Raw genomic sequence first — 12,712 nt, 5'->3', positions numbered from 1 at the left:
TTGGGTGGGGCGGCGCGACAGGCTTTGGCCAGAAAACGCGCGGAATGTCCCGGCGGCTCGAAGGGTCAGAGCGCCGGGCATATAATTCGAATAATGATCACGCAAAAACGTCTCATGCGGGGGTTATACGCCCGGTATTCGGAATGGTCCATAGGCTAGGTAGAAAGGGATGATCTGAAAATTTGGCGACCAAATATGTATCATTTTTTTCTCTTATCACGGCCAAACACGCCACTCAGCGCGCGTTGCACCAAACTGGTGACCGAAGGTCGTTTTTCGCGTTGAAACGGCAAAGGGCGGCAAACTTCCATCGCCGCGACACCAACCCGAGCAGTCAATGCACCATTAATGATACCCTCACCAAAGCGACGTGAAATCTTTGACAACATTCCGCCCCCTGCGACCGAACTTATTAAGTCGTCCCCAACTGCGACAGCCCCCGTCGCGACAAGATGCGCGAGTACCGTTCGCGTTAGCCGCCAATTGCCAAGCGTTCCGGACCGGCCCCCATAAATTTCGGCAATGCGCCGGATCATGCGCATGTTCGACGCCAATGCGGTGACGAGGTCAGCCAATGCCAGAGGCACGATTGCCGTAACCGTCGCGACCTGTCTGGCGGCGGCTTCAATCTCTTTGCGCGCGGCCTTGTCCAATGGAACCAACAACTCTGTCTCTGCAAGTCCAAGCAAACCGTCCGCGTCCAGAACTTCGCCTTTGCGTTCCCTAAGTCTTTCGCGGGCCCAGGAAAGGTCATGGCGTCCAGAATAAAGCCGCTCCAGACCGGCGATGACCGCTCTGGCAGCGTCTAAATCGCTTTCTGCAAAAGCACGCGTTGCCTCGTTGTGCAGGCGATCCAACCGTTTCAGGCGCCGAAAACCAACCCATTCTCGCACAGCAATTGCCAGCACAACCAATACAAACAGGCTGGTCAGGCCAAGCGCGACATACCCCAGAATTTCGTTTCGCCCCAGCAAGCCCTGCACGAAATCCCAAGCCCAAACGGAAAGCGCAAAGGAAAAAATTGCAGCAACCAGCCACCAGAACAATCTGGCAAGCAAGGATGGGCAACGTGCGCCCAGTGACACAACGGTTTGCATTGCCTGTCCTGATGGCAAAATCTCTGGAACTGGTGGCGCAGATGCAGGTGTAACCTCTGCAACCTGACCTTCCAGATCGATAAGTACCGGGCCGTTTGATTTTGCCATCAAGTCTCTCCGTTCGTGCGCCACTGATAACAGATATCTGGCAGCTTTTCGTCATTGCCGGAGCCATCCGTGCGAGTAACTTCTTGAAATCCCTCGCGTAGATAAAATTGCCGGGCGTCCGTGTTTGCCAAAAATGTCCAGAGCGTCAGCATTTCTTCTTCTGCTTTGGCGCGTGCGATCAAAGCCCGCCCGATGCCTTGCCCGCGCATCTCGTCACTCAGGTAAAGTGCGTGAACGAACCCTGCGTCACGCGCCAGAAATCCTGCAACATTATGCTTGCGTGCAACCGTAACCCAGCCGCGCGCAATCATGGAATCTGCGAATCCGATTGTTTCAACTCGTGTGTACAGCTTTGGAACCCATTGCGTGTTTTGCAGCCAACTATGCAAAATCAGGCCAACCTCCTGCGCATCTTTTGCCTGGGCTGTTTCCAAAACCGGGCTCATAACTTGTCACCGAACAGAAACTGGGCCGCCTTATCCAGCCTGATATGAGGCGGGCCTTCGCCCGGTTTCAGCTTCATCGGTGCAGGTGCAAAGGACATGATCTTGTAGTCGGCATCCAACCACTCTTTTGCACCTTCGCGGGCAGGCGACAGCAAGGTGGCAGTGTCATCTGGCAATTCCCCCGGGTACAAAGCTGCCTGTTTGCCCCCGTCAAGCAACCTGCCGCGTACACAATCAAGCTCTTCCCCGTTATGATCCAGCGTTTCTTCGACTGTCGCGCGCAGCGCGGCGATCGACATAGCCGCCGTTTCAGCCCCTGCAAAATCAGCACGATCATGCGCGTCGCGCACCAAAGCGTCCATGATTGCAGTGAGACGCGGATGCTGCCGGTGGTGCAGATGGTCCGCCTTTGTTGCGGCGAACAAAATCTTTTCAACCCGTTTACCGCGCAATATCTGAGCGAGGAAGCCGTTTTTGCCGGGTCGAAAAGCCATCAGAACTTCGGCCATCGCACGACGCATATCTTCAACGGCTTCAGGGCCTTTATGGATTGCACCAAGCGCGTCAACCAATACAACCTGACGGTCGATCTTTGAAAAGTGATCTCTGAAAAAAGGCTTTATAACGCTTGATTTATACGCTTCAAATCGCCTTTCCATCTCACCCCACAGGCTACGCCGTTGCGGGCGTTCTGGTTTATTCAATGGCGCAAACGTCAAAACCGGAGAGCCCTCCAACTCGCCCGGGAGCAAAAACCGCCCCGGCGTGCAGTCTGAAAACCCTGCTTCCCGGGCTGCTTTCAGATACTCGGTAAAGCCTGCTGCGAGATTCTGAGCAGAAGGCTCATCCAAAGCAACGTTGGGATCAACGGCTTGTGCCTGCTTCAAATAGGCCTGTGCCATATCACGCGATTTAATCTTATCTAGGGTTTCCTTTGACCACACTTCATAGGATTTGCTGAGAAGCACCAAATCCAACAGCCATTCACCGGGATAGTCCACGATATCAAGATGCACAGTTCTGGGGCCTGAGAACACACCCAGAAATCCTGTAGATTGCACGCGGAGTGACAGGCGCAGTTCACTTACTGCGCGGGTGCTTTCGGGCCAGCGCGGAGAGGACGAGGACAACGCACCGAGATGTGTTTCATAGTCAAAGCGCGGGACTGTGTCATCCGGTTGTGGTTGCAGGTACGCAGCCCGGATCGTGCCATTAGCGGCCCCGAGCAACTGGGGCATTCGTCCACGTTCAAGCAAGTTCGCAATAAGGGACGTGATAAAAACAGTTTTCCCTGCTCGCGACAGCCCTGTCACGCCGAGACGCACCACCGGTTCAAACAAAGCTTCAGAGGCGTCGGCGCTCAGATTTTCAATGCTGCGCGTCAAACTTTCTACAATATCACCAATACCCAAACAGCTAACCTCACATTAACATCACGAAAGATAAGCAGAGCCAGAGGTGAAAACCACCCTTTGGTTAAATTTGAGAGTTTGGGAAGAATTTCAAAACAGAGGCGCGTACCGCGCCACATTTTCTGGCACTTCGTGCGGTATTGCGCTCCGCGCGGGGATATTTGAAGGATAAAGAAAATATGCAGACTCTGCTCAATTGCAAAATCTGCGCCTAAAGGTTATCGGGGGGATATGCCCCGATTTGCCTTGAAAATTGAGTATAGTGGTGCCCCGTTTTACGGATGGCAACGTCAGAAAACCCATTCTTCCGTACAACAGACGGTGGAAGACGCGCTGGCGAAGATGGCGGCTGATGATCCATCCCTTGTTGCGGCAGGACGAACGGATCGCGGCGTGCATGCAACCGGACAGGTTGCCCATTGCGATCTGAAACGCAACTGGGATTTGTTTCGGCTTTCAGAAGCGTTAAATTATCACTTGAAACCCTGGCCCGTTGCTGTTGTGGATGTCGCTAAAGTTGAGGACAATTTCAGCGCCAGGTTTTCAGCGGTTGAGCGTCAATATCTGTTTCGGATTGTCAATCGGCGCGCGCCTATGACTTTTGAGGCCGGACAGGTCTGGCAAGTCTCGCAACATCTTGAGCTTGCGCCGATGCGGGAAGCCGCTGGCCACCTGCTGGGGCTTCATGATTTTACCACGTTTCGATCTGTAATGTGTCAGGCGAAATCGCCTGTTAAAACGCTTGACGAGTTACGTATTGAGGAATTCGAGCTGCCGCATGGCCGGGAATTCAGGTTTTACGTGCGTGCCCGAAGCTTTTTGCACAATCAAGTGCGCAGCCTCGTCGGATCACTTGTTCAGGTTGGGCGCGGCAGTTGGAGCCCTGATGATATGCGCCTGGCACTTGAAGCGTGTGACCGTTCGGCCTGCGGACCCGTCTCGCCCCCCCATGGGCTGTATCTTTCTGCTGTGCAATACGAAGAGGACCCCTTTGCAAAGATCTCCGATACGGCTTGAGTGCTAGTTTGATGATCCGAGGTGGCGTGCTTTAAACCGAGCAATTTCACTTTCAGTTGGTGAGTTGCCGGTAAAGGTTTCAATATAGGCAGGCATTCTTTCGATCCGTTTTGATTTTGGTTCCTCAACCATCATCGCGATATACCCGACTTGTGTATAATAGATTGCAGACGCCCGAATATCAGACTGGAAAGGGTTGAAACCATGCCGAACGAACATATCGGTGATCGCCTTGACCCGCGTCTGATCAGCAATTTCTAGTTTTGTCTTCAGGTTGGGCGCACTTTGTGCCCAGTTTCGAATGGCAAAATCGAGCTTAGCGTCAAACAGGTCCTCATCGAGCCAGCAATCGAATAGGTTAAACAATGCTTCGGCTATCGAAACCGCATGTTGCCGCGTCTGAGCGACGAGATTTCCGGTATTCTTTGCATCCCAACGCGCAATTAACGCATCAAGCAATGCTTCACGGTCTTCAAAGTGCCAATAGAAGCTCGGACGGGACATCCTGACTGCTTTTGCGAGCGGTAAAATTTTCACCGCTTCCACACCAGAAGTCACAAGCAATTGATAGGCTGCGTCAAGCCAAAGATCTGCCGACCCGCGCCAGCCTTTTGGATTTTCATTCATGGCGTTTGCTTATCATTACGCAGGATTGAAGCGCAAGCAAACTCGACACTTGTGTTGAAAGCGCTGAAATACGCAACCATACAGAACGACAGCCGCAAACGACTTTCCGTCCTAGATTTTGCCTTTTGCCCCTTAGTGCACACTTCCGCTTGGGGCGGGCAAACCTTCAATGACCACATTTACGCAGGCGATTTTGCCGCTTAGCACGGCTCGGCTCAGAGCCGCATCAAGGTCTGCCAGATCGGTCACATGTTCACCATGAGCACCCAGAGCTGCGGCGGCTTTGTCATAGCGAGCGTCACTTAACTGACAGCCAATCAGGCGATCAGGTCCATAGTCGCGCAGCTGTATCTGATGCTCGGCATTCCAGCGTTGGTCATTGCCGATCACAACGATAAAGGCACTGTTTTCCCGCGCGGCTGTTTCAAATTCAGCAAAGTGAAATCCGACTGTCCCATCCCCCATCAAGGCGAAAACCGTCGCATCGGATTTTGCTTTTTTTGCAGCAACACCGTAGCAAAGTGCGCCGCCAATCGCGCCGGACGGGCCGTTGATAAGTCGATAGGTCGGGCTTGTGCAGGCCTGGCTCCACTGGCCAAATTCACCACCGTCACTGATCACAACTGACTGCGCCGCTTGCGCGATCTGCTTTTGAACCGCGATACAGAGGTCAGAAGAGGTGATTTTACCGCGCTGTTTCGCATCTGCTGCGGAAAAATTTCGCCTTGCGAGGCGTGACGCAACTTTCGCGCGCCAATCCTTGCGGGCATTTAAGCCCGGGCCTTTTTCGATGAGCGTCAACGCCGCATCGCGCGGATCAGCCACAACCGCAAAGGTAAGCTTTTCCCCAAGGTTCAATTTCGCCTGGTCAATTTTTGCGTTCTCCGGATCGATCACGATCCAATTTGAGTCAGTTAACGCCCCAAAACCAAGACTGAAATCTATCGGTTTTCCCAAGCTGACAATCAAATCAGCATGTTCAAAAGCTTTCGCAAAATCGCCCAGCGCCGGATCATTCAGGCCACGTGGGCTTTCCATAGCAACGACTGGCGCATCAATTGCATCCGCCAGTTTCGTCAAAGTGCTGCCCGCGCGCGTATTACTCATCGAGGGGCCGCACAAAATCAAAGGGGCCTTTGCCATAGCCAGCGCCTTCAGTAAGGCCGTTACCTCTGAAGCGTTCATCGGGTTTGGGTGCGAACGTAAATCCTGCGCGTTAGGCAACTCTGCGCCACGCGCGTCCCCCTCCAAAACATCAGACGGAAGCGCGACATGCACCGGACCGGGCCGACCAGACAAAGCCGTCTGTAACGCAACTGCAATTACGGTTCCAAGCTCAATCGCTGAATTCGCCCGAACCGAAAGCTTTGTAAGGGGTGCTGTCATCGGAACCTGATCAAGCTCCTGAAAGGCTCCTTGCCCATCCTGTGAAAGTGGCGAGTCACCAGTAAGTAACAAAACAGGGCTTTCAGACTGGCGCGCAGTGTAGAGCGGGCCCAATGCGTTCGCCGCACCGGGCGCTGCGGTGACAAGACAGACGCCAATCCCGCCTGTTAGCTGCGCGTAGGCATCTGCCATAAACACTGCGGCCGCCTCGTGACGCGTATGGATAATTTCTATGCCTGCATCAATACACGCATCATAAACCGGCATGATCTGATTGCCCGACAGGGAAAATATCCGGTCGACGCCGACGAGCGCCAGTGTCTGCACTAATAGATCAGCGCCTCTCATACCAAATTTCCTTAAAACTTTCTCAGCTCATTATTGACAAACCATATTGTTAAGACTTTCTTAAATAAAGCCTCATCTTTTTACATGCTTTATAATTTACTCTTACATGAAAGTGCTGAAACGCGATGTCCATAAGAATGCTGAAAACGCTGATCGCAGTTGAGGAAAATGGAACGTTCAGTGCTGCCGCAGACACTGTTTTTGTCACACATGCCGCTGTAAGCCAGCAGATGAAAGCACTGGAAGAAACATGGAGTATCGCGATATTTGATCGTTCCAAAAGAACACCAGAACTGACTCCTATTGGTCGTGCCCTGGTCGTGAAGGCACGCGAGGTCGTCGAGGCCTATGAAAACCTCGTTCCTTCTGTTCTGGGGGATAGTGGATTGCATGGTGAATTGCTGCTGGGTGCCGTGCCAACAACGCTGACAGGTCTTGTCCCACTCGCAATTTCGATCCTCAAAGAAAGCTATCCTGACCTTCGTGTTAGGGTGATCCCCGGCCTGACGAACGAATTGTTACGCCAGATTGAACGGGGGAATATGGATGCGGCAATCATCTCTCGTCCAAACTTGATACCTCAGGGCGATGATTGGCACGACATTGCATCAGAGCCGCTCCAACTTATTGCCTCGCATGAAACAGAAAGCGACGATCCTATTTTTCTGTTGAAAAACAATCCTTTCATCAGGTTCTCTCGGGACGCCGTTGTTGGCGGTATGATCGAAAACTGGCTTCAGGATCAAAAACTCAAAGTGTATGACAGCATGGAGTTGGAGAGCCTCGAAGCGATTTCGAGCATGGTCCTGCGTAACCTTGGCGTTTCGATCACACCAAAACGCAGCGTGCAAAACATGAACCCTCTGCCCCTTAAACGGCTGCTATTACCGGGCGCCGCACCGGCCCGGCAACTTGGACTGATAAACCGCTCCAACAGTATAAAAACAAATGTAATAGTGGAAATGCACAAAACACTTTTGAACGCGGTAGGCATTGGACGTTTGATTTCGAACACTTCTATCAAAGCCACGCAGAATGACCACTGAGTTTCTTCTGCTGCTGGCTGCGGGCGCTGTTGCTGGTGGATTTATCAATGGGCTTGCTGGCTTTGGGACAGCACTGTTTGCGCTTGGGTTCTGGCTTCAGATCATGCCGCCGGTACAAGCCGTTTCCATCGTCGTAGTCGTCTCAGCCGTAAGCGGCGTGCAGGGCGTCTGGCTCGTGCGCCATTCGATATTAAGGCAACCCAAGCGGCTTGCCCGATTCCTGGCATCAGGAATAATCGGTATCCCAATTGGCGTTGCAACACTGGCGATGCTTGATCCCACGATCCTGAAACTATTGATCGCTGGTTTTCTGATACTCTATGGTGGTTTCTTTTCGTTTCGAAAGGCGCTCCCTAAATTTGAGCGCCCAACACCGCTGGTCGATAGCGCTATTGGCTTTCTTGGGGGTATTCTTGGCGGGGCAGCATCGCTTTCGGGTGCCCTGCCAACAATGTGGTGTTCGATGCGCCCATGGCCCAAGGCAGAAACACGCGCTGTGCTACAACCCTTTAACGTTGTCATTCTTGGTCTGACATCCGTCATGTTTGCGGTCAAAGGCGTTTACACTTGGGAAAGCTTAACACTTATCGCTACAGCCCTTCCCCTGACGATGGCCAGCGCACAAATTGGCATTGTCGTTTTCAAACGGCTAGCTGATGATCAGTTTCGCAGGCTGATAATTGCGATGATGTTTCTCTCTGGATTAGTGTTATTTTTTCGAGAAATCCTATGATAATCGCCTTGTTTCACTCAACAAAAACATGAACCACCTGCACGGCGTTGTTGGCAAAGCCAGCGACATCCCAGGGTGGTTCAAGCGGTTGCACATTGCCTTCTGCGTCTGTTGCCCGGCATCTGAGAACATGAGCACCGGGCGTTGCATCCCAGTCAAACGTCCACTTTTTCCAAGCATAACGGTCTTCGCTGTTTTCAAGGTTTGCGGGGTGCCAAACACCCGAGACCTCGACTTCCACTTTCTCAATAGGAGTGCCTGCACCCGACCAAGCCCGCCCAACCAGCTCAGTCGGCCCTGTATTCACGTAACGTTTGCGTGACGTCCAGTCGGGCACACCGGGTGGCACCATCAGTGATTTTATCCGCATCGTCGTAATTGGGCGCCCCGGGTCTTCATCGCTTTCGCGGTATTGGTATGTTCGAACCTGTTGAAAACCGTCGTAGGGATTGGTCAGGGCGGTAATCTCGGTAAGCCATTTCACGCTCGCCATGCCGTACCAACCCGGCACTACAATACGTAACGGCGCGCCATGTTGCGGGAGGAGCGGTGCGTCGTTCATTGCGTAAACCAGCAGGACGTCAAGTTCTTTCATCTGTGCAAGGGTCAGGCTGCGACCAAAAAAATGCCCACACCCTTTGTCGAACCCATAATCCGCACCATGAAACGATATCTCAACAACATCCGCGCTTGGCTTCGCTTTTCCGATCAACGGTGCAAGCGGTGTCCCTGTCCATTCAGATGTGCCAACCGCTTCATACATCCAAGGCATGGAATAAGACCGTGGCGACACACCCGCACGCCCATTTCCGGCGCATTCCAGCGTGACCGGCATTGTGATTTTCGGCAATGCCTTAATCTCGGCCATGGTCAGATTGAAAGGCGTATTAAAAGAACCATTGAAGGACAGGGAATGTGCCCCCTCGTCTATCAGCGGAACGTCAAAATGATTCAAAAGGTAGTGTGCCCCGGTCGGCGTTATATCGAGCGCAAGCGTTTCAAGAAGCAGACCAGAATTTCTGTTCGCAAGGCCGACTTCCGCTTCGCTAAACACACCATCCTGAGTGACCACACACCCTGAATAAGGTTCAAATGGATTATGTTCTTTGTTCATCTGACTACCTATCCGATCAGTTCATCATTTTTGTCATCTGTTTCACCAAAGCGTTTCAACGTTGCTGGCTTGGTACCCTCGTAAGCCCTTTCAATGGTTGCAGAAATTTTCGCGTTTTCACGCTCAAAAAGGCAATTCCCATCCAAATCTGACGCCACAATGAACGGGCCCATTTTTTTGCACCTGATCACCCACATGGCTTGGGCAAGACCAAGTTCTTCGTTCCAATGAACGGCCTCAACATTTTCTATGCCACGCCCCAAAAGCGCACCGGTCCCGTAGCCAACGGTGCTGAGATAGATGGCGCCATTTGGTACAAAGTAGTTTTTGTAATCCTTGCTGCTCATACCGCCCTTGCCGATGACCAGTTTTGCGCCGGATTTGGCCAACCATTCGGGCAGCCATTTCGCAAATCGGAAAGAGGCCGTTGCCGTGACCGCCCCCATTTCAAAACTACCATCCGCGTTTATGCGGGCCGCTGGAGAACAGTGAAAATTCGCGGCACTTTCGCCGGGTAACTCCAGCGGTATGTTCGCCTTGTCTTCAAGCGCACGCTTGTAGACGCCTTCACGCGCCGTATACATTAGCCCGTCCAGGTAGACGATGTCACCAAGCTGCAGTTCCGCTAACGCCTCTGGCGTTGGTGTTGTGCTCAGGCGGATTTCTCGTGGCTTTCGGGCATCTCCCATTCCACAGTCTCCCGGCGTTGATAATCAGTAAACCAATTTGGATCCGTACGATGTTCTACACGTCCATCGGCAAAAACACGTGCCACGGCACGGCGCGACGACAGGCAAAACGCATGAACAGACATTTGCATTCCGCCTGTGTGGCAATAGCCCACTTCGATATGCGCATCGATGACCATGGATTTGCCAACAAACCCCATTGCGCCCATGCCGATGGAGTTGCCTAACTCCTTCAGCTCCAGCTCCAACTCAGCAACTTTAGGGTCCGAGTTACGGTCTCCTACAGTGCGCAGACAGGCGGCGCGTTTTCCCAACACCATACAGGTGTCTTTGCACCCGCCGAGCCCAATGCCAATGATCGCTGGCTGGCAAGCCAGTCCGCGTTTACCAAAGGCAACAATACTGTCGAGGTAGAACCGCCTTATCCCCTGTATCCCGTCCGATGGAAAAAGCATCCGGTAGTCTGTGCCAAACAAGCCACCTTTGTGAACGGTGATCAGATCAATCCATTCGCCACCCGGCTCATACCCATATTCGATTTCCGGAGCGCCAATACCAACATTGTTGTCATGGTCCGTACGCCACAGGGGATGCACCCTGTTTGGCCGCAGGGGAACGCCATTTGTGGCGTTTGCGGTCGCCCGGCGCAATGCTGCTTCCAGTGCAATCGGCCCACCCTCGATCTGGGTTTCATTGCCCATCTTAACGTACCAACGCGGCGTTCCTGTATCGCCACACATTGCACGGCGATCTTCCTTAGCGACTTCATAGTTTTCAAGCATCGCCTGAAGCACAAAAGAGGATAGATCACCGTCCTCTACCTTGGCTGCAGCTTTGAGCCCTTCAAGGTAGTCGTCCGGAATCTCGATGGCGGCTTTGTCCATCAGGGTTTCAGCTGTCTTTTGGATCAGATCAATTGAGATCATAGTTTAGCCTCCACCAATGTTTCGGGTTCGCCTTCGGGCAAAATCGATTCCCCCGGCTTGATGATCGAAAACTTCACCTTTTCACGCGAAACTTCGACCGTATCGCGTGTTTTGCGTGCGACTGTGAAAAAAGAACTCTCCATCGTGCCACTTTCAGGAAAATCTTCGCGAAAATGCGCACCGCGAGAGTTCTCACGCACGAGCCCCGCTTTAGCGATCACACTCGATACATCACACAGTGAGCGCATATTCAGCCAATCATGCCAGGTCAGATTGAACGCCAGATTGCTGGGATCGACACCTATGGTCATCAATTCGTCGGAAATTTCAGAAACCCGCGCTATTCCGCGCTCCATTCCGGCGCGTGTACGCATCACACCGACATCTTCCCACATCGCTTCTTGCAGGGTGTGACGCAGCGCCTGAATGATTGCAGGTTTTCTGGAAAACGGGTGCTGCGCGCGCACAACCTCTGCGCTCAGGACTGCTTCATCCGGATCTCGCTGCGCATTCATTTTGCGGAGGTCCAACCCCATGATGTCACCCGCAACACCACCATAAACGGTTGAGTTTGCAACGCCATTTCCGCCAAGCCGGTTTGAGCCATGCGCACCACCTGCGTCTTCACCCGCGACATATAAACCTTCCATTGCGGTGCGTGTATCAGGGTCAACCACAACGCCACCCATAAAATAGTGCGCCGTTGGAACAACCTCAACCTTACCACCTGCCAGATCAAAGCCGCTGTCAGCACAACGCTTGACCATACCGCTGAATTTCTTGCGCACGTTTTCTGGACCTAGATGTGACATAGAGATGTAAACACCACCGTTTTCAGAGGTATTATTTTTACGCATTTCCGTATAGATACCACGGCTGACAACATCACGTGTCGCCCGCTCTCCAAGTTGGTCGTAGTCAAACATGAACCGGTTTTCACTGCTGTTCAGCAAATAGCCCCCTGCGCCACGCAACCCTTCCTCAAGCACTGTGCCGGTCATCTTGGTATGGGCTCCAGCCAACAAACCAGTCGGGTGGAACTGCACCATTTCCATATCTCGCAGCGGAAGACCTGCACGCAGCGCCATTGCAAGACCATCCATCGTCTTGTCACCGGATGGTGTATGATACTTATACATCGTGGGGCCGCCACCTGTGCCCATCATCACGCATTTGGCACGTATAAATCGAAACTTTCCAGTCCGCATATCGATGAACAAGACACCTGCAAGTGCGGATCCGTCTTTCGTCGGGATCAGCCCAATCGCGCGATGTTCCTGAAGCTTTTCGATGGGCCGCGAGAGAACCTGCTCCATCAGGCGGCTGATAATCTCGATCCCAGTCAGGTCACCCTTATGTACCGTGCGATCGGCGGTCTGTCCGGCAAAGGCCTTTTGGTGCAACGATCCGTCAGGATTGCGATCAAAGAAGCATCCAACTTCGTTTTCCAGTTCACGCACACGTACTACTGCTTGTTCGCAAAGTTTCCAGGCCATGTCCTGATTTGGCAGCCATTTGCCGCCGTTAATCGTATCCATAAAGTGGCGTTCAACGGTATCGCCGCCGCCAAGCGCAACATTGTATCCGCCCTGCACCATTCGGGTGCAGCCGCATTTGCCAATCAACCCTTTAACAGCAATCGTAATTCTGGTGCCTTCCGGGGCTGTCTGCTGTGCATGAAGGGCGGCAAACATACCTGCGCCACCCGTACCAAGAATCAAAATATCAGTGTCGTGACGCTCGATATCGCTTGCCATTTGCAT

Annotated in this window: 12 protein-coding genes; 3 read left to right on the top strand and 9 right to left on the bottom strand. The window is 52.7% G+C overall.

What is annotated here, in order from left to right:
* Positions 1-200: 200 nt before the first annotated feature.
* Genes MWU63_RS04075 through MWU63_RS04065 form a run of 3 tightly spaced genes read right to left on the bottom strand, consistent with a single transcriptional unit; the run spans position 201 to position 3,063 of the window.
* The gene (locus MWU63_RS04075; RefSeq protein ID WP_213887524.1) at positions 201-1,205 is read right to left on the bottom strand and encodes a TIGR01620 family protein; all 1,005 of its coding nucleotides are present in this window, start codon (positions 1,203-1,205) and stop codon (positions 201-203) included.
* Entirely contained in the window at positions 1,205-1,651 is a 447-nt protein-coding gene (locus MWU63_RS04070; protein ID WP_213887523.1) for a GNAT family N-acetyltransferase, read from the bottom strand. The genes MWU63_RS04075 and MWU63_RS04070 overlap by 1 nt, the downstream gene beginning before the upstream one ends.
* Positions 1,648-3,063 carry a YcjX family protein gene (locus tag MWU63_RS04065; protein WP_213887522.1) on the bottom strand — a complete coding sequence of 472 codons (1,416 nt, stop codon included), beginning with the start codon at positions 3,061-3,063 and terminating at the stop codon, positions 1,648-1,650. The genes MWU63_RS04070 and MWU63_RS04065 overlap by 4 nt, the downstream gene beginning before the upstream one ends.
* A 231-nt stretch (positions 3,064-3,294) precedes the next feature.
* On the opposite strand from MWU63_RS04065, the gene truA reads away from it, so the two are divergent.
* Entirely contained in the window at positions 3,295-4,080 is a 786-nt protein-coding gene (gene truA / locus MWU63_RS04060; RefSeq protein ID WP_213887521.1) for a tRNA pseudouridine(38-40) synthase TruA, read from the top strand.
* 3 nt (positions 4,081-4,083) lie between these two features.
* Here truA and MWU63_RS04055 read toward each other — a convergent pair whose 3' ends face one another.
* Both MWU63_RS04055 and MWU63_RS04050 read right to left on the bottom strand, forming a co-directional pair.
* Entirely contained in the window at positions 4,084-4,707 is a 624-nt protein-coding gene (locus MWU63_RS04055) for a TetR/AcrR family transcriptional regulator (protein WP_213887520.1), read from the bottom strand.
* A gap of 132 nt (positions 4,708-4,839) precedes the next feature.
* Entirely contained in the window at positions 4,840-6,441 is a 1,602-nt protein-coding gene (locus MWU63_RS04050) for a thiamine pyrophosphate-binding protein (RefSeq protein ID WP_213887519.1), read from the bottom strand.
* A gap of 125 nt (positions 6,442-6,566) precedes the next feature.
* Here MWU63_RS04050 and MWU63_RS04045 point away from each other — a divergent pair, with 125 nt between their 5' ends.
* The gene (locus MWU63_RS04045; protein WP_247077016.1) at positions 6,567-7,487 is read left to right on the top strand and encodes a LysR substrate-binding domain-containing protein; all 921 of its coding nucleotides are present in this window, start codon (positions 6,567-6,569) and stop codon (positions 7,485-7,487) included.
* Positions 7,477-8,220 carry a sulfite exporter TauE/SafE family protein gene (locus MWU63_RS04040; RefSeq protein ID WP_213887517.1) on the top strand — a complete coding sequence of 248 codons (744 nt, stop codon included), beginning with the start codon at positions 7,477-7,479 and terminating at the stop codon, positions 8,218-8,220. Before MWU63_RS04045 ends, MWU63_RS04040 begins: the two co-directional genes overlap by 11 nt.
* A gap of 13 nt (positions 8,221-8,233) precedes the next feature.
* Here MWU63_RS04040 and MWU63_RS04035 read toward each other — a convergent pair whose 3' ends face one another.
* The 4 genes from MWU63_RS04035 to MWU63_RS04020 are packed head-to-tail and all read right to left on the bottom strand — an operon-like array spanning position 8,234 to position 12,712.
* Positions 8,234-9,334 carry a sulfite oxidase gene (locus MWU63_RS04035; protein ID WP_213887516.1) on the bottom strand — a complete coding sequence of 367 codons (1,101 nt, stop codon included), beginning with the start codon at positions 9,332-9,334 and terminating at the stop codon, positions 8,234-8,236.
* An 8-nt stretch (positions 9,335-9,342) separates the two neighbouring features.
* Positions 9,343-10,023: a fumarate hydratase C-terminal domain-containing protein gene (locus tag MWU63_RS04030; RefSeq protein ID WP_213887515.1), complete on the bottom strand. Its 681-nt coding sequence runs from the start codon at positions 10,021-10,023 to the stop codon at positions 9,343-9,345.
* On the bottom strand, positions 9,987-10,949 hold the full coding sequence (locus MWU63_RS04025) for a fumarate hydratase (RefSeq protein ID WP_213887514.1): 963 nt from the start codon (positions 10,947-10,949) through the stop codon (positions 9,987-9,989). The genes MWU63_RS04030 and MWU63_RS04025 overlap by 37 nt, the downstream gene beginning before the upstream one ends.
* Positions 10,946-12,712, bottom strand: a complete 1,767-nt coding sequence (locus MWU63_RS04020) for an FAD-binding protein (protein WP_247077014.1) — start codon at positions 12,710-12,712, stop codon at positions 10,946-10,948. Before MWU63_RS04020 ends, MWU63_RS04025 begins: the two co-directional genes overlap by 4 nt.

The sequence above is a fragment of the Pseudohalocynthiibacter sp. F2068 genome, assembly GCF_023015645.1.
Lineage (GTDB): Bacteria > Pseudomonadota > Alphaproteobacteria > Rhodobacterales > Rhodobacteraceae > Pseudohalocynthiibacter > Pseudohalocynthiibacter aestuariivivens.
This window is presented reverse-complemented; position numbering and strand designations above follow the sequence as displayed.